The organism is Paraburkholderia sp. NPDC080076 (genome assembly GCF_050281145.1).
In the GTDB taxonomy this organism is placed as follows: Bacteria; Pseudomonadota; Gammaproteobacteria; order Burkholderiales; family Burkholderiaceae; genus Paraburkholderia.
Window position 1 is genome coordinate 238,104 of the sequence record NZ_JBNNWQ010000012.1, and the last position, 17,029, is coordinate 255,132.

Annotated in this window: 14 protein-coding genes and 4 pseudogenes; 9 read left to right on the top strand and 9 right to left on the bottom strand. The window is 60.9% G+C overall.

The window, feature by feature from the left end:
* Positions 1–78: 78 nt before the first annotated feature.
* From ACQKRQ_RS35655 to ACQKRQ_RS35665, 3 genes are read right to left on the bottom strand one after another with little or no spacing between them, the layout of a single operon-like run.
* A complete protein-coding gene (locus tag ACQKRQ_RS35655) occupies positions 79–1,329 on the bottom strand; it encodes an acetamidase/formamidase family protein (RefSeq protein WP_427482287.1) in 1,251 nt (416 codons plus the stop codon).
* A 50-nt stretch (positions 1,330–1,379) separates the two neighbouring features.
* The gene (locus ACQKRQ_RS35660) at positions 1,380–3,014 is read right to left on the bottom strand and encodes an amino acid ABC transporter permease/ATP-binding protein (RefSeq protein WP_132379902.1); all 1,635 of its coding nucleotides are present in this window, start codon (positions 3,012–3,014) and stop codon (positions 1,380–1,382) included.
* Positions 3,014–3,940, bottom strand: coding sequence for an ABC transporter substrate-binding protein (locus ACQKRQ_RS35665; protein ID WP_427482289.1), 927 nt, complete (start codon positions 3,938–3,940; stop codon positions 3,014–3,016). Before ACQKRQ_RS35665 ends, ACQKRQ_RS35660 begins: the two co-directional genes overlap by 1 nt.
* A gap of 306 nt (positions 3,941–4,246) precedes the next feature.
* Here ACQKRQ_RS35665 and ACQKRQ_RS35670 point away from each other — a divergent pair, with 306 nt between their 5' ends.
* Positions 4,247–4,402: a transposase gene (locus ACQKRQ_RS35670; RefSeq protein ID WP_427482291.1), complete on the top strand. Its 156-nt coding sequence runs from the start codon at positions 4,247–4,249 to the stop codon at positions 4,400–4,402.
* Positions 4,403–4,550: 148 nt separating this feature from the next.
* Here the strand turns inward: ACQKRQ_RS35670 and ACQKRQ_RS35675 are convergent.
* From ACQKRQ_RS35675 to ACQKRQ_RS35690, 4 genes and pseudogenes are all read right to left on the bottom strand, one after another.
* Positions 4,551–4,679, bottom strand: a pseudogene (locus ACQKRQ_RS35675) (IS6 family transposase); the annotation flags it as partial.
* Positions 4,680–4,816: 137 nt separating this feature from the next.
* A complete protein-coding gene (locus ACQKRQ_RS35680; protein ID WP_427482293.1) occupies positions 4,817–5,617 on the bottom strand; it encodes an SDR family NAD(P)-dependent oxidoreductase in 801 nt (266 codons plus the stop codon).
* Positions 5,589–6,332 (bottom strand): SDR family oxidoreductase, encoded by a 744-nt coding sequence (locus ACQKRQ_RS35685; protein WP_132379894.1) that lies wholly within the window; start codon positions 6,330–6,332, stop codon positions 5,589–5,591. The genes ACQKRQ_RS35680 and ACQKRQ_RS35685 overlap by 29 nt, the downstream gene beginning before the upstream one ends.
* 232 nt (positions 6,333–6,564) lie before the next feature.
* Positions 6,565–6,947 (bottom strand): annotated as a pseudogene (locus tag ACQKRQ_RS35690) (DDE-type integrase/transposase/recombinase); the annotation flags it as partial.
* Positions 6,948–6,982: 35 nt separating this feature from the next.
* On the opposite strand from ACQKRQ_RS35690, the pseudogene ACQKRQ_RS35695 reads away from it, so the two are divergent.
* The 3 genes and pseudogenes from ACQKRQ_RS35695 to ACQKRQ_RS35705 all read left to right on the top strand — a co-directional run.
* Positions 6,983–7,615, top strand: a pseudogene (locus ACQKRQ_RS35695) (transposase); the annotation flags it as partial.
* A gap of 1,140 nt (positions 7,616–8,755) precedes the next feature.
* On the top strand, positions 8,756–10,093 hold the full coding sequence (oxlT, locus tag ACQKRQ_RS35700) for an oxalate/formate MFS antiporter (protein WP_132379892.1): 1,338 nt from the start codon (positions 8,756–8,758) through the stop codon (positions 10,091–10,093).
* A gap of 111 nt (positions 10,094–10,204) precedes the next feature.
* Positions 10,205–10,420: pseudogene (locus tag ACQKRQ_RS35705) on the top strand (IS5/IS1182 family transposase); the annotation flags it as partial.
* Between the two features lie 36 nt (positions 10,421–10,456).
* On the opposite strand, the gene ACQKRQ_RS35710 reads toward ACQKRQ_RS35705, so the two are convergent.
* The gene (locus tag ACQKRQ_RS35710) at positions 10,457–10,624 is read right to left on the bottom strand and encodes an ABC transporter substrate-binding protein (protein ID WP_427482330.1); all 168 of its coding nucleotides are present in this window, start codon (positions 10,622–10,624) and stop codon (positions 10,457–10,459) included.
* A 650-nt stretch (positions 10,625–11,274) separates the two neighbouring features.
* Between ACQKRQ_RS35710 and ACQKRQ_RS35715 the strand changes: the two genes are divergently transcribed.
* The 4 genes from ACQKRQ_RS35715 to ACQKRQ_RS35730 are packed head-to-tail and all read left to right on the top strand — an operon-like array spanning position 11,275 to position 15,154.
* Positions 11,275–12,114 carry an ABC transporter permease subunit gene (locus ACQKRQ_RS35715; RefSeq protein WP_427482296.1) on the top strand — a complete coding sequence of 280 codons (840 nt, stop codon included), beginning with the start codon at positions 11,275–11,277 and terminating at the stop codon, positions 12,112–12,114.
* Positions 12,111–12,857 carry an ABC transporter ATP-binding protein gene (locus ACQKRQ_RS35720; protein WP_132379886.1) on the top strand — a complete coding sequence of 249 codons (747 nt, stop codon included), beginning with the start codon at positions 12,111–12,113 and terminating at the stop codon, positions 12,855–12,857. Before ACQKRQ_RS35715 ends, ACQKRQ_RS35720 begins: the two co-directional genes overlap by 4 nt.
* Positions 12,858–12,892: 35 nt before the next feature.
* Positions 12,893–13,897: an NrtA/SsuA/CpmA family ABC transporter substrate-binding protein gene (locus ACQKRQ_RS35725; RefSeq protein WP_408317434.1), complete on the top strand. Its 1,005-nt coding sequence runs from the start codon at positions 12,893–12,895 to the stop codon at positions 13,895–13,897.
* A gap of 9 nt (positions 13,898–13,906) precedes the next feature.
* The gene (locus ACQKRQ_RS35730) at positions 13,907–15,154 is read left to right on the top strand and encodes an acyl-CoA dehydrogenase family protein (protein WP_427482297.1); all 1,248 of its coding nucleotides are present in this window, start codon (positions 13,907–13,909) and stop codon (positions 15,152–15,154) included.
* A gap of 66 nt (positions 15,155–15,220) precedes the next feature.
* Here the strand turns inward: ACQKRQ_RS35730 and ACQKRQ_RS35735 are convergent, their stop codons facing one another.
* Positions 15,221–16,282 carry an LLM class flavin-dependent oxidoreductase gene (locus tag ACQKRQ_RS35735; RefSeq protein ID WP_427482298.1) on the bottom strand — a complete coding sequence of 354 codons (1,062 nt, stop codon included), beginning with the start codon at positions 16,280–16,282 and terminating at the stop codon, positions 15,221–15,223.
* Positions 16,283–16,575: 293 nt separating this feature from the next.
* On the opposite strand from ACQKRQ_RS35735, the gene ACQKRQ_RS35740 reads away from it, so the two are divergent.
* Complete coding sequence (locus tag ACQKRQ_RS35740; RefSeq protein WP_427482300.1) at positions 16,576–17,028, top strand: helix-turn-helix transcriptional regulator; 453 nt, start codon at positions 16,576–16,578, stop codon at positions 17,026–17,028.
* Position 17,029: the final 1 nt, after the last annotated feature.

Consider the following 17,029-nt stretch of genomic DNA (forward strand, 5'->3'; position numbering starts at 1 on the left):
AGCAGCGCTCCCATACCTCGCGCTGGCACATCCGGCACGCCAGCCCATGTGCAACGCCCGCGGCCCGGACGAGAACGCTTAGCCGCCCGCGCCGCCAATGAAAACGTTCTTGCGGATCGAGCCATGCACGCCCCAGTTGCCGTCGACGACTTGCGTGACGCCGAAATCCGCGGCGACCGACATCAGCGCGATGGCCTCGTCCTCGCTCAGCCTGTGTACGGTCATCAGGAAGCGGCGCAGCTTGCGGAACGCATCACGCATCGCCTTGTCGAGGCTCGCGTGCTGTGCCACCTCGATCTGTCCGGCCGGGCCGAGTTCCGCCAGGTAATTCGCGAAGGTGAAGCCGTACACCGACCATTGGTCTTCGGTTTCCAGCATCGGGTGCGTGAGGCCTTCGAGGATAGTGCCGCCCAGATCGTTCTTCTTGTGCAGCACGAATTCGAAGTCTCCGGTCAGCGAGGTCTCGATCGCGGTACCGCCGAGCTCGCTGTCACCCTGTGCCGCATGCGGATCGCCGACGGAGAAAAAAGCGCCTTCGACAGCGACCGGGTAGTACATCCGCGCCCCCTTGCCGACACGCCAGTCGTCGATATTGCCGCCGGTGTAGCTGGGTGGATTGGAGCTGACGTAGTCGACCTCCGTCGGCGCGAGTCCCATGGTGCCGAAATGCAGCCGGGCGGGTACCTTCACGTTCGACAGGATGCTCTCCCGCTTCTTGACCAGCGAATGATCGACCTTCACGCCGGGGTAGTCGATCGTCGTATGCACGATGCCGTCCGGATCCGTCTGTGGCGTCCACACGTAGTTGTAGACCGCACGTGCGAACGGCTCGCCCGAGGAATCGAGCTCGAAGATCGTCACGACTTCACGCGGCTTCGGTTCCTCGATCAGATCGCGATACTGGAAGCCCCAGGATGCGGCGACGTTCGAACCGAAACAGCGGCCGCGATAACACGCATTGCAGCTCGGCCGCGGCCGTACGTCGAGTATCCGCACTTCGAGCACGTCGCCGGGCTCGGCCCCTTCGATCGCGACCGGCCCGGTCAGGAGATGCACGCCGACACCTTCGCCGGAACCGACTGTAAACGGTCCATCGGTTGGCCCCGCGCCACGGCGCGGCATGGCCTTGTGCTCGCGGGTCCAGTTAAAGATACTTTCGGCGCCGGGGTCGCCCGCCACCATCCGTTCGTGATCGTCGTTCGCATGGTGAGTCAGCGTCTCGATCGTGATCCGGTCGCCGGAGCGCACCGTCAACGCGGGCGCGACTTTCTTGCTGAAGTAACCCCAATGAACCGTTTCAGGCGACACAGGCAAAGTATGGTGCTTCATGGTTGTTCGATTCTCGCAAAGGGCCGGGCAAAGCTGAACGGCGCGTGCCGTCACGACGCGACTTCGAGCCGATTGTCGGCGCCCATCACGCTCAGGAATCGCGCCGTCAACGGATCGCGCGGGTGTGTGAGCACTTCGTGCGCAGGCCCCTGTTCGACCACCGCGCCGCCGCTCATAAACACGACGCGATCGGCGACCTGATCGGCGAAGCGCAACTGATGCGTTGAGATGATCATCGTCAGACCGCCTTCGTCCACGAGGCGCTGGATCACGTCGAGTACTTCGCCGACGAGTTCGGGATCGAGCGCGGACGTCGGTTCGTCGAGCAGGAGCACGCGAGGATTGGGCGCAAGCGCGCGGGCGATCGCGACGCGCTGCTGTTGCCCGCCGGATAGATGGCGCGGCAACGCGTCGGCGCGATGACTGAGGCCAACGCGTTCGAGCAGTTCGCGCGCCCTGCGCTCGGCATCGGCGGGCGCCATGCCGTGCACCCAGCGCAGCGGCCCCGCGATGTTCTCGCACGCCGTCAGATGGCTGAACAGATTGAAATGCTGGAACACCATGCCGACGCCAGCACTCGCACGCTCATTGGCGATATCGGCCTGCGTCATCGGCTGACCATCGACTCGAAAACCGAGGCGCTTACCGCCGATGCGGATTTCCCCCGAATCCCACTGCTCCAGGTGATTGATACAGCGCAGCAGCGTGCTTTTGCCCGATCCGCTCGGCCCGAGCAGCGCGATAACCTCGCCGTAGCGGACGGTGAGGTCGAAGCCGTCGAGTACCGTCTGCTCACCGTAACGCTTGCTCAGCCCCTTCACCTGGACGGTCGCGCTCTGCTTCTGGAGCGTCGCGTAGCGCTGCGCGCGCTCTGCGTGAACATCACGCCGAACGTCACGCGCGTTAGGCATTGGCACGGGCGACGGCGCCGGTTCGAGCAGCGCATCGGCGGGAAGTGTCGCGCCCGCGCCGGGTGGGTTCGCCGCAATTCGGGCACGGCGCCACGGCAGCAGCCGTGCAAAGCGTCCAGACGGGCTGCGATCGAGATCGAGCGACGTTTCGGCGAACAACTGGATCGCGGCGATCACGCCGGTCAGCACGAGATACATCAGCCCGGACGCGAAGAAGATCGAAAAGAAATCGAACGTCGACGACGCGAGCTGGGTGCTGCGCAAGGTCAGTTCGTCGACTGCGATCACGGATGCCAGCGACGAGTTCTTCAACGCGCTGACCGATTCGTTCCCGAACGCCGGTATCATCGTGCGGATCGCCTGCGGCGCGATCACGCGGCGCAGCAGCACGGTCGGCGTCATGCCGAGCGCCTGCCCCGCGAGCAGTTGCCCACGGTCGACACCGAGCACGCCAGCGCGCAGGATCTCCGCGATGAACGGCCCCTCGTTCGCCGCGAGCGCGAGACCCGCTGCGCCCATCGCGCTCAACTTCAAGCCGATGTGCGGCAACGCGTCGTACGCGAACACGAGTTGCAGGATAAGCGGCGTCCCGCGAAAAATCACCGTGTAGCCTCGCGCGATCGCGGCGAGCGGCCCGACCTTGCTCAGTTGCATGCTCGCGAGCACCAGTCCCACGATCAGACCGCCCGCCAGCCCGAGGGCCGTGACTGCGATCGTAAAACCGATGCCGCTTAGCAGATACGGCAGGCCGAGATAGTGCAGAAACAAATTCATCAGTTCAAGGCAACCAGCTTGGGGGTTTCGAGGTTTTCAACGCCGAGCGACCACTTCTTTAGCAAGTCCGTCTGGATGCCGGCCTTCTGGATCGCGACAAGCGCTGCCATCACGGCTGCGCGCATTGCCGGGTTGGTTTTCGGTACGCCGATACCGATCGAATACGGCAGCGTCACCGCACTGGCCTTTTCGAGTTGGTTCGGATACGCCTTGACTGCCTGGTCCACCGTGTTCACGTCGTTGATATACGTGTCGGCGCGGCCCGCGAGAATCGCCTGGATCGCGTTCGCGTTGTTGTCATACAGCTGCACGGCGGCTTCCGGCTTGTTCGCCGCCTTGCAGGCCGGCGCAAGATTCTGGATCAACGGCACTTCGACGTAGCCGGTGTTCTCCGCGGCAGTCGTGCCGCACATCGTCGGGTTGATGCCGCTGATCTTCTTCGGATTGCCCTTCGCGACGAGCACGCCGTCGAACACCTTCGAATAGGTGATGAAGTCCGCCGCCTTCGCGCGCTCTTCGGTCGCATACATGTCGGAGATCACGATGTCCGCCTGGCCGCTTTGCAGCGTCGGCAGCAGCGCCGCAAACGAGACTGGCTTGTACGCAATCTTGAAGCCGAGGCAGTTGCCAATCGCGTCGCCGAGGTCGATGTCGAAGCCGATATATTTACTCGGGTCATTCGGGTCTAGCGCTTCATAGCCCGGCGTGTGCGGATTGATCGCGTTGATCAGCGTCTTGCCCTTGAATTGCGGGTATTTCGCCTGTAGCGCCGCGCATTCGGCAGGCGCCGGCGCGGCAGCCTGTGCGTGACCCGACAGCAGTAGCGCCAGCATACTGACGGCGCCAAGAACCAGCTCGCGCCAACGGCGGGCAAAACCGCCTGCGCGCCGCACTCGATGCTCATGATCGACAAGATTGGTATACATCCCTGAACCCCCTGAAGCGGCAGATGCCAATGGCCCACACCATGTACGCCTTGTTGCATCGCACCAGCGCGAGAGTATGTGAACGAAATTCCACGGACTTGTCCCAGCGCGCACAAATGCTTGTACGGGGATGAAGGAGTTGGCATACAGCGAATCGCAGACGAGGAGCGGGCCTGAATTTCGCGGCGAGAGACGCAGGGGTAGAGTCAAGATGAAGCAAACCCGTTGCCTTGGCGGAGGCCGACATGAAGTTCTGCGGAATATCAAGCGCGACGCGCCGGCTATCGGCTACCGACTGCTAAAGACGTGCCCGGCATTGGTGAAATACTTGCGACGGTGATCATGCTGGAGACCGGAACGGTGGCACGGTTTGCCAGCGTGGGGCAGTTCAGTTCGTACAGTCGCTGCGTCGATAGCGTAGGGCAAAGCAACGGCGGCGACGGCAATGCATGCCTCGCGTGAGCGTCCATCGAGGCGACGAACTTTGCATTGAGGCAATGCGCGCCGGCACCGCGTTTCTATGAACGCATGTAGCGCGCGACCAACCGGATCGTCGCGCTCAAGGCCGTGGCCCACAAACTTGCGCAAACCTCTGCCCGGCGCCGTCCAGCCCGAACTTCACCGACCAGCGCAGCACCGTCTCGTATGTAAGCTGAATGCCGCGTGCGACCAGCAGTTGCTCGACCATGCGCAGGCTGAGCGGGAAACGGTAGTACAACCACGCCGCACAGCTAATCACATCGGGCGGGAAGCGATAGCCCGCAAGTTCGCAGTACCCGCCCGGCTATGCCGTCATGTCGATCGCTTGTGTTGACCGCAGCACGGATGTTGCATTGCGCGGCGAACCCGTGCTTATCCCCGTGTGCGTATTGGTGCTTACATCAACACCTGGCCGCCATCGACCACCAAGGTCTGCCCGGTGATCCAACCCGCGTGCGAGCTGGCGAGAAACAGCACCGCATTCGCAACCTCCGCTGGCGTCCCGAGCCGGCCGAACGGAACCGAACGCAGTATCCGCTCATACAGCTCGGGATCGGAAGTCTTGCGCTGTTCCCACGCTCCACCGGGAAACTCGATCGAGCCGGGCGCAACCGAGTTGACACGGATCCGGTCCGGCGCGAGCGTCAATGCATGGGAGGCCGTGTAGTGCACGACCGCTGCCTTGATCGCCGCGTAAGACTGGGTGCGTGTCGACGGACGCAGCGCTGAGATGGACGTCACATTGACGATGGCGGCGTTCGCCGACTGCCGCAAGAATGGAAGTGCGGCATGACCCGCTCGCACCGTTGCCATGAGGTCGACCTGGATGCCGGCCTCCCAGCCGGCTTCGGTATCCCCACCTCCGAAACCGGACGCGTTGTTAATCAAAATGTCGATGCCGCCGAGCGCGTTGCCGGCCATCGCAATGTAAGCGGTGATCGCCTCGCCGTCAGCGAGATCGCAAGGTGCGGTATGGACCGGACGGTCATAGACGGCCAGTTCGGCCTCGACCGCTTTCAATCCTTCCAGGTTGCGTGCACAGACGGACACGGCGGCGCCTGCCTGCGCGAACCCGAGCGCGATGCTGCGGCCAATACCGCGCGAGCCCCCCGCGACGACGACACGTTTACCGTTGAAATCGAAACCCATGTTTTTGCCCTCCAGGAAGCTAAACCAGCACGTGACCGCCGTCGACAACAATGACTTGCCCTGTGCTGAAGCCCTGCTGCATCAGGTAAAGATAAGTTTGCGCGACGTCGCTCGCCTCCCCAACCCGCCGTACCGGCATCTTCCCCGAGATATGGTCGTAGAGACTCTCGCGATCGGCTTTGCTCATGTTGTCCCACAGCGCGGTACGCAAGACGCCAGGTGCCACGGCATTCACACGGAGCGGCGCAAGCTCGACGGCTAGTGTCCGTGTGAGTGATTCAATCGCCCCCAGGATACTGGCCGGGATTGCCCACGTAGGCAGTGGACGCGACGAGGCCACTCCGCTCGTCAGGGTGATGGAGCCGTTCGCGCGAATGAGCGGGGCTGCATGTTTGACGGCCTTGAGCGCCCCCCAATAGCGCACCTCGAAGGCCCGCTGCGCGGCTTCGATGTCGAGTTCAGCAAGGGTTTGCAGGAACAACGACTCCCCGGCGGTGTAGACGAGGTGGTCTAGCTCACCGATGCGTGCAAAAAACGCGCGCACTTGCCCCTCGTCGGTAAAGTCGAGTGACTCGCCGCGCGTGCCCCGAGGTAGGCGCTCAAGTGCGGCAGCGACGCGCTCCGGCCTGCTCGAGGCGATGATGACTTCGGCTCCCGAACGCGCCGCAGCTTCGGCTACGGCAAAGCCAATTCCTGACGTGCCCCCGGCCACAACGACCCGGCTTTGTTGAAGAGTAATGCTGGTAGATTGGCTGTTTCCCATGCTTGAAGTTTCCGTGAGAGAGCGGTCCGCGCGGTGGCGTCCAGCGTAACGCAGCATGTACTGCTGAACCACAGATCGACGCGCTACCGCGGCCGCGTCCGAGTGTACGGGATTTGTGGCAATCGCGTTGAAGGCGCCGCGCGGAGAGTACATTTGAGTACATTTCTCGGGATCTTTGCATTCGGTGGACCAAGGTGACGTGAGCCTTGTCACCGCGACGGCGCGCATTGGCTCAGAAGGCTGTAGACGGATCTTGGGCGAGTTCGGTAAAGCGATGCCACGTAGCAAATCGCAAGGCCAACTGTTTGCGAAAAGTAAGTTTTGTAGCAGATGTCGCCTGATGGCGAATGCTGCGGATCGGGCCTTAGCTCGAGAGAAAAGTCTGAGTGCGTTCAGGCTTTCGAAATCCATGCATGCGACGCTCGCGTTTGCGCGTCGGCTGATGGCCGACGGCTATTTTTCGCGCGATTATTCATTCGTGCGGAGGCTTTCAAAAACACATGATTAACGTGCGTCAACTCGCGGACCTCCGCCAATCGCGGCGCGATAGCTGCGAAGCTGGTCTATCACGATCTTGCGCGGTACTTCGCGGCACGAGGCGAGTACGCGTTCGAACAGCAGTTCTTCGATATCGCGTAGGCTAAAGTGAATCAACCATGACGATGATTGACCCCGTAGAGCGGCAGCATGATCTCAAACCTCGACGTCTTGCAGACGACACCGCGTATAGCTCAGCAGCGATGCTCGCTTGGATGATCGACGAGAAGGAGATTGCACCGCATATTCGGGTCTGGGAGAAAACGACGCGCAAGGACAATACATTGTCTGGCAGCGAGTTTCAGTGGGATGAACAGGCCGATGAATATCGCTGCCTCACCGGGCACGCACTACGCAGTGATCGCCGCAAATTCAGGAATCCGCGCTCGCAAGTCACAAACGCTGACACGATCATCTATCGGGCAGCGAGAGCTGTTGGATGAAAGATCGCTGCTGTCCGAACACACCCATTCCGCAAGATCGCCCGCTGCATCCATGAAGCTGCGCGTGACGAAACGAGGTGTATTGCGAAGACGTCTGAATACAACCGCTCTTGCCGTGAGCGAGAGAACGTGGAAATGATCTTCGCTCATCTCAAACGCATTCTGAAGCTCGACCGTCTCCGATTGCGAGGTCCAAGCGGTGCCCATGATGAGTTCCCGATGGTAGCGACTGCGCAAAATTTGCGAAGATCGACCAGGTGGTACATGGCAGGAAGCAAGCAGATGAACCAGGCAGTTGCATGACGAGCAACGGGAACCGTTGCTTCGTTCAAGTCGCCGCTTCGCCGATCACCACAACTCGAAAACGTTCTGCCAACCCCTGCATCTCCGACCACAATTCGACATTTTCAAATGTGAGGGACTTCCCCATCCTGAGACGACGTTCAGGTCGCACGGCATCGAGTGCCAGGATTGAGGTGTCAGCCATCAATCTGAACAGGAGGGGAAGTCATGGACCGGCTTGCTGCGGTCGGCATCGACCTCGCAAAGATGTGTTTGTGCACCCTGCAAGTCACGTGAGTTTCTGTTTTCACAAAAGCAGGTATGAGCTGCCACCCAACAGCCATTCAGCATCCTCGATTGCGGCCGTTCGTAGTCGTTCAACATCACTGCATGTTGCCCGTAATTCCACGTCGCCGAGCCACTCACACTGCACGCCGCACGGTGGCCAACGTTACTGCTGTGCCAAGCGTCAGGAGCTGGGCGCCGCGCTCGTCGCGTTCATCGCGGTTGGCAAATGCGACGACCGAGCGCGTGCCGTCATGAGCGATGAAGCGAAGGACGTAAGGGCGAATTGCAGATATAGGTGAGGACTGTGAAGCGCGTGAGATACGAACCCGCGCGAGCGCGGCTAACGACATGATGACTTCCAATCGGACAGCGAGATAACCGGGCGCCCTGCTTCTGAAGATCCAGCTGCGGCAGCGCCGCAACCACTTGCTGCGCCGTTCTCCGCAGAAACCTTAGCTTCGGCGACCAACGGTTGTTGCACGGTTGCCCCGTTTCCCGCGCCAACCTCGCTCACTCTCTCGACGCATCGACGTCGAGGAGCATCCAAATTTCTTTCAAATAAAAAACTCACATTACTTTTAGCTTTCATATATAAAGGCAAGGCATGTTGCGAACAGCCTTGTCTCGCTTCATGTCCTCGGCCCGCCGGCATTGCCAGCGGGCCTTTTTTTCGCAGCGAAATAATGTCGGCGCTTACATACAGTCAGCTTTCATATTAAGAATTACGTGGTGATAACCCCAATAATTCTTTCACTTGACTTACTTGATATATCACATACTGTATGGGGTGGATCACCGGTTATCGTGCCGGTGGCGGGCGGAGAAGCCACCTTGGCCCCGCAAACATCAGGCAGCAAGACCTAGGAGACAGTTATGAGCGCGGATCTACAGGGAGGGGCGTCGTCGTGGAGGGCGTCGCCGTGGGTGCAACTGGTATTTGGTGTGATTTGCATGGCAATGATCGCGAACATGCAGTACGGCTGGACGTTGTTCGTGAATCCAATCAATGAGAAATACCAATGGGGTCGCACGGCGATTCAGGTTGCATTCACCATCTTCGTGGTGACGGAAACGTGGCTCGTGCCGATCGAAGGTTATCTCGTTGACAAGTACGGTCCGCGTCCCGTCGTGGTCGTCGGCGGCCTGCTCTGCGCAGCGGCATGGGCGCTCAACTCGGTGGCGTCGTCGTTGCCGCTGCTGTATATCGCGGCCGCCATTGGCGGCGTCGGCGCGGGCGCAGTGTACGGCACCTGTGTGGGCAACGCGTTGAAGTGGTTTCCCAATCGCCGCGGGCTCGCTGCGGGCATAACGGCGGCCGGCTTCGGCGCAGGCTCGGCGGCCACCGTCGTGCCGATTGCCAGCATGATCAAGAGCAGCGGCTATGAAGCCACGTTCCTCTGGTTCGGTCTTGGCCAGGGCATCATTGTTTTCATACTTGGTCTCGCGCTGCTCGCGCCACCGGCCACTCTGCTCGCGTCGGCGAAGAGCGCGGTGCAACGCGTGGTCTACAACGCGACGCCCCGCGAAGTGATTAGTTCACCGGTGTTCTGGGTCATGTACCTGATGTTCGTGATGATGGCTGCGGGCGGCCTGATGGCGACCGCGCAGCTCGGACCGATCGCAAAAGACTTCGGTCTGCACGATTCGCCGGTTTCACTGCTCGGATTGACCTTGCCCGCACTGACCTTCGCGCTGACTATCGACCGCGTGTTGAACGGTCTGACCCGGCCGTTCTTCGGCTGGATCTCGGACCGCATCGGCCGGGAAAATACGATGTTCATCGCGTTCGCCATCGAGGCGGTCGGTATTCTGGCGCTGTCGAAGTACGGTCAAAGCCCGGTTGCGTTTGTCCTGCTCACCGGCATCGTGTTCTTTGCATGGGGCGAAATCTACAGCCTGTTCCCCGCCACTTGCGGCGACACGTACGGACCGAAATTCGCCGCCACTAACGCGGGGCTGTTGTATACGGCGAAGGGAACGGCCGCGCTGCTGGTGCCATTTACCAGCGTCGTCACGGCGATGACGGGCAGCTGGCACGCGGTGTTCATGCTCGCGTCCGGAATGGCCGCAGTGGCGGCACTGCTCGCCCTATTCGTGCTGAAGCCGATGCGTCGCGCCTATGCGGAACAGCACGCTACGCCGGCTCTGGAGATGCCGTACGGTCCAACGTTCGTCAGTGACTCGGCTCGAGTTTCGGCCGACGGTGGATAGTCGGCGAGGCAATTGAGTCGTTCCCGGTCGACTGTGACCGCGAGGTTCCGGGCAGTCCCTTGCTGGTCCAGAACCACAATGATTTCCGTATCCGGTCTCGGAGGGAGAGAGATGACGCGGTTCGTTCACGGCGGCAGCCGTCCGCGAAGTTTTCTCCTTCCTGATGCACTCGACGACTACGTAACGGATACGAATCGCGTGCGTGTCGTCGATCTATTTGTAGATGAGCTGGATTTTCGGCAGCTAGGGACGGAGGGCAACGAGCCTGCGCTCACATACCGTCCTTTGTACCACCCCGAGGTGCCGCTCAAGATCTATATCTACGGTTAGCTCAACCGCCTTCGATCCAATCGCCGGCTCGAACTATTCAAACCCAAAAAATTCCACGCGCGCCGCGACGAACACCACCTTCTGGATCTCTTCTTTGGACAGGCCTGCCTTCTCGAGATACGCGGTCACCAGATACTGCTCGTAAGCGCCCGGCGTGTTCACGCCGACCTTGCGGCCGATCAGGTCACGCGCACTGTGGATCGGACTGCCTAGCGCAGTTCGAGCTTCTCAGGGGTTTGCGCCAACGCCGGGCTTGCTGAAGCCGCGACGAACGGTGGATGGCGATTGCTGGCGGTCGAGCACTGTACTCATGACGTCCTCCTTGGGGTCGATGGCGTAATTCATGAAAGCAGCATCGATGCGGCATCGGCAACCAACGATTCAGCTCATGCTTATGCGTTGCCGGGCGATTCGATTAGTCGCCGTCGCGGCAAAAAGAGTCCACCAGAGAAGCGCTTTGGTTCGAATAAAAGCTTATTTCGAAGCCCGCTTTTGTTTGCCTATAGCCGAAGGTTGGGTCGTTGCTCCGCAAGACGTCGATTCTGGACGGGCGATCCGTCGTTCGCCCCATTGCTGTCAATACACGCCGATTGCATTCGGGCGACGCTGCCGTGAAGCAACGCGCTGAAACTGCAAAGCAAAGCATAAAAAACTGTTTGTCATTGCGATGTCAAACGGCCTTTAATAACAGGCTCGCCTTCGTGACATGCCGAAGTTGACCAATGTCTGCCCCCGCATCGGGGTATCGCTGAAGTAGCAATCGTGTGTCAGGACTCGTCTCCGCATGGCGGGTTGATTTGTACCGGCTCCATATCGGAGCACTCTTTTTTCATGGCTGATATGGAACCGACATGGCTGACTTAACTTCCTCTCGCAACAGCTATGTCTCTTCGAAACGAATGCGTGCAGGTGTTTCGAGAGGTGCGCTTTATAGTTGGCTCTCCTGGATTGTTCCAGTTCTGGTCCTGGTGCTTTGGGAGGCTGCGGCGCGTATTGGACTGATTGCGCCTCAGGTGCTCCCGGCTCCAAGCAGTGTCGCGGAAACCGCGTTGGATCTGGCCAGAAACGGCGATCTTTTCGTTCACCTCGGCGTCTCGCTTCTGCGTGCAATGGCGGGCTTCCTCATTGGGGGAATCATCGGCCTCGCGCTTGGCATCATGGTCGGCTTCTCACCGCTGGCACAGGCCCTTTTCGACCGATCGATCCAGATGGTGCGCGCGGTCCCTTTCCTTGCGATGCTGCCGCTCGTCATCGTCTGGTTCGGTGTGGGCGAGGTTGCGAAAATTTTCCTTGTCGCGCTCGCGGTCCTGTTTCCCATCTATATCAACACCATGCTTGGCATCCGCCAGATCGATCCGAAGCTGATGGAGCTCGCCAAGGTTATCGGGCTGAACTGGACCGCGATCGTGCGACGGATCATTCTGCCCGGAGCGATGCCGTCAATCCTCACGGGCGTACGTTATGCGCTCGCTCATGCCTGGCTCGCGCTGGTCATCGCCGAAACACTCGCGACCACAAAGGGCATCGGCTTCCTCGCAATGGATGCCCGCGAATTCCTCCAAACCAATGTCATTTTGCTGACCATGATCATCTACGCGATCATCGGCGTCGTAGCGGACGCGCTGGTACGGGTGCTTGAAACCCATTTCCTCTCATGGCACGCGAATTACGCCAAAGGAGAGCAAAAGTGAGCCAAAGCATCGCACTGCCCCGTGGTTCCGAAGTATCGGCACTCGTCAACGAAGATCGCGTCAGTCAGTCCGCGCTGGGCGTATCGGTGCGTGGCCTGCGGCGCTGCTATGGCACGCGTGTCGTCATCGATGCACTGGATCTTGACATCCACCAAGGCGAATTCGTCGCGCTGCTGGGTGAAAGCGGGTGCGGGAAGACCACCCTGCTGCGCGCGCTGGCAGGCCTCGATCTGCCCGACGCTGGGCAGATCCGCGCGCCCGAGCGTCCTTCCGTCGTGTTCCAGGAGCCTCGTCTACTGCCTTGGGCTACGCTGTGGGAGAACGTCGCTCTAGGTCATGAAACCACTGTCGGCCGAGCCGGCGCGGCTCGTGCCCTGGCCGAAGTCGGGCTTTCCAGCCGGGAGAACGACTGGCCCCGCAATCTCTCAGGCGGTCAGGCGCAACGCGTCGCGTTGGCGCGGGGCCTCGTTCGCGATCCCGCCCTTCTGCTGCTGGACGAACCGTTTGCGGCGCTCGACGCGCTCACGCGGATCAAGATGCACGGTCTCGTCAAGGAGCTCGTTGCCCGCCATCACCCGGGCGTGCTGCTCGTGACGCATGACGTCGACGAAGCGCTCACGCTCGCCGACAGGATTCTCGTCATGCGCACGGGACGCATCGCTGCTTCTTTCCGACCCAAGAACCACACGCCACAGGAACTGCGGTCCACGCTGCTCGCAGAACTGGGCGTTCTGTCTCACTGATCGATTTCCTGCACGACTCCAAGGACCTGACAAGGATGAATGATTCTTCACTGAGCCGCCGCCAACTATTGCGCGCGGCGGGTGGCCTGCTGGCCGGTGCCGCCGCCAGCAGCCTGTTCCCAGCGCGGGCAGCCGAGCCGCGCAAGCTGACACGCAACACCGATACGGTTCGCATCGGCTGGGGGTACGGCAGCCTGCCGGACATTGCCAAGCAACGCGGCGTGTTCGAAAAGACGCTCGCCGCAAAAGGCATCAAGGTCGAATGGATCGGTCCGTTCCCGAACCACGCGCCGTCAATTCAGGCAGTGGTCGGCGGCAGTGCGGATTTCGGCTTCTGGGGATCGACTACGCCTGCATTGGCCGCCATGCTGGCCGGCTCACCTATCGTCTTCAATGCGTTCGACGTCTATTCCCCACGCTCGACTGCCATCATCGTGAAGAAATCGAGCGGCATCAACTCGGTCGCCGATCTGGCGGGCCGCAAAGTTGCCATCAACCGTTCGGGGCTTGGCGAATTCCTGCTCATTGCAGCCCTGGAAAAGAACCACATTGACCGCGACAAGGTCGAGTTCGTTTATCTGAATCCGCCCGATGCCGCGCCCGCGTTCGCGCAAGGCAAGGTCGACGCCTGGTCGATGTGGTCGCCGGCGGTGGATATCGCGCGTAATTCGAACGACGCCAAGGACATCTTCAACGAGGGACGCGACCTCGATTTCCTGATTGACTACAGTTCGCTGGTAACGCGTCGCAAATTCACCGAAGAGAACTCCGAACTGATTCGCGCGGTGATCGACGCGTACTACGTCGAAGGCTCCTGGCAGTCGACGCATTCCACCGAAGCCGAGCAGCTCGCACAGGGAGAAGCCAAATACCCGAACCAGGTGCGCGACTATCTGGCGAGCCTGAAGCGTGTGAATCAATTCCACGAACCCGACGACGCCGCTTTCATCGCGCAGCTTCAACGGGCAGCCGACTGGCTCGCGGAACGCAAGATTATCCGCTCGCGGATCAAGGTCGCGGATTACAGCATCAAGGTTTGATGGAGCACCATGAGCACGTCTGAAACCACGATCGTCGACAGCGGACGGCCCCAGCTTGTCTCGCCGCTGTCCGCAAGCCTCGGCTTCTCGGAGGCCATCGCCGATATCGCATCGACTGCGGCAGAGCGGGAACTGACACATCGTCTGCCGTACGATGAGATCGCGAAGCTCAAGGCGCTAGGGTTCGGTGCGCTACGCCTGCCGACCGATGCGGGAGGGCAAGGTTTGTCGTTGACCGAGCTCTTCGTCGTAGCTCGCGATCTTGCTGCGGCCGATTCCAATATAGCCCATGCTTTTCGTAACCATCTGTGGCAAGTCGAAGCCTCGCTTAGACAACGAGACCACCCTTTTCATGCGCATGTCCTCGACCTGACCAGGCAGAACAAGACCGTCGGGCTCAGTTTTACCGACAGCGACGCGGTGGCGGCGGGCGCTCGCCCGAGCCGGGTCCTGAGCAGGCTCGAATGGGACGAAAAACGGCATGCCTACATCGGCTCGGGCGAGAAAGTTTATGCGACGGGCAACCTCTACAACGACGCATTCATCGGCGTTGCTGTGGAAAGCCGTGCGGGCCGGACTGTGCAATACGTGCTCGACCGAGGCGAAGGGGTCAGCGATCACGACGACTGGCAGGGATTCGGCCAGCGCCTGACAGGCTCAGGCACTGCGGCCTTTCGCGCCGTGATCGTGCCCGCCGCCCATGTTTACCCGCCGGATCCGCCGAAGCCTGAAGAAGCCGCGCCGTGGGGATACACCTTTCATCAGGTCTATCTGACCAACTGCATCGCTGGCGTCGTGCGGCGCATCGTATTGGACGCTGTAGAGGTTCTACGCGCGCGGGGGCGCAACTTCTATCATGGCGAAGCCGCGCACCCTACCGAAGAGCCCGTACTGCAGACATTGCTCGGTCGTATCCGCGCGTATGCGGCCAGCACCGAGGCGACTGTAGACCGCGCTGTCGGAGCGCTGCAACGAGCCTGGGACAGCTATGGCACGAGCGACGAATATGAGACTACGCTTGCCGCCACGCTCTCGGCGGCAGAGGCCAAGGTGGTGACCGACGATCTCGCCCCGCAGATCGCCAGTTGGCTGATCGACCTCGGGTCAGGCTCGGTCGTCTCGCGCGTGGGCGCTCTGGACCGGCACTGGCGCAACATCAAGGTCATTGCCTCGCACAATCCGCGGCTTTACAAGGAACGCCTGCTCGGGCAGAACTTGCTGACTGGGCGTCTTCCGCCCACAGGCGCGTTCTTCTGATCACGAACCACGTCGTACCTGGCTTCAGGTGCGACCCTTGATTGACTCCAACCCGATATTCCGCGTTCAGGCGGAAAGGAGACGCCGAACGCGCGGCGCCACCTCTTCCGCAAAGCGCTGCATATCGGCCTCGAAGGGCTGGAACTGCAGCATGAAGAGTTCAATCCCCGCGCGGTGAAACTCGGCAATACGGCGCGCGACCGTATCGTAATCGCCAACGAGCCTTGCGGCCGTGCCCCCGTTCGAACCGACGCGCGGCGACTGTGCGAACGTCTGGATCATCACCACGTTCGGATCGATATTGGCTTTCTGCCGCTCCCGCAGCGGCTTGTCCAATTCGGCCAGCGCGAAGAGATGCTCGAGGTGAGCCTCTGCCTGCGCCTGTGTTTCGCGTGCGATCACGAACGCCGACAGGCCGAAACGCAAATCGTCCTGCCCGACGGGGCGCGCGCGAGCGGATACGTCGGCGATCAGGCGTGCAACGTCGTCGTGCGGTTGACCATTGATGAACCACACGTCGCCGTGCGCCGCCACCAGTGCGCGCGCCGGCTCCGACTCACCACCGACGTAGATCCGCGGACGTGCGCGAAACGGATCAGCGGGACGCAACTGATACCCGTCGATGTGGAAGTTATCGCCGCGGTGATTCACCACTTCGCCGCGCAGCAGCGCATCGACGACCGAGATCCATTCGCGGCCGTACACGTAGCGTTCATCATGTTCCGGAAAACCGATGCCGGCGCGTTCGAGCTCCGGACGATTCCACGCGTTCACCAGATTGATTGCAAAGCGTCCGCCACTAATGTGCTCGATTTGCTGCGCCATCTTTGCGAGCACGACGGGGTGATAGAGATAGGGCTTGATGGCCGTAATGATCTCGATGCGCGACGTGAGCGCCGCCAATGCAGCCGATGCCGTCCATGCCTCGAGCTGGTCGAGCGAGGCGTCATGCGGATTGACCGTATGCTGGGCGACGAGCACCGAGTCGTAGCCGAGGCGCTCGGCCTCGAGCACGAGCGTCTTGTTGCGTCCCCAGGAGGCGTCATACGGTTCTGCGGGATCCTGCAGCGCCGCGCGGCTACCATGCACGAGCGCCCAGATGCCGAAGCGCGGAGGTTTGGCTGACATCGCTTTGATCAACGGGAAGATACAGGTGAAGGGACGCCCATGCTACCGCTACCTGTACGCCTCGCCATCCAATTTCTATCGATATGCAATTGCCAGAAAGGCATTAAGACCCTCGTCGCGCAATGCGCGCATACGACAATGAGGACTACCCCGCGCCCCACAAGTCGACTTAACAGTCTATTTTCTGTATCTGCCATTTACAGCATATTTTCTGTATTTGTCGAATACATAATATATACTGTTTCTGTCATTCACAGACTGGTTGATGTTTTCACGACTTTCCGAGGTCGCCCGTGGACTATCCCGTTAAAACCCCTCGTCAGTTGCGGCCACTTCTTGTCGGCTTCCGCAAGGCCGCCGGACTCACGCAGTCCCAGGTGGCGAGCCATTTGGGGGTCGCCCAGCAAACCTACGCCCAACTCGAGGCAAAGCCCGAATCCGCGAGCATGGATCGGCTATTCCACGTTTTGAAGTTGCTCAAGGTCGATATCGTTCTGGCCCAGGTGTCGAGCTCGGCCCTTCCCGAAGGCTACCAATCCGGGCGTCTGCGTACAGCGGGGCCGCCGGTCGCGGCAAAGCAGAGCGTGGCAAAAAAGCGTGCGACCACTACGGCCGCGAAGACAGCGGGCACCCGCAAGGCGGCCGCCACCCCGGCGCGCGGTAGCGGGCAAGGCGCGCCGAAGCCGCCCACCCGGAAGCGAGTGGCACCAGTGACTACTGCCCCCAAGAAGCGGGAGGACTGGTAAC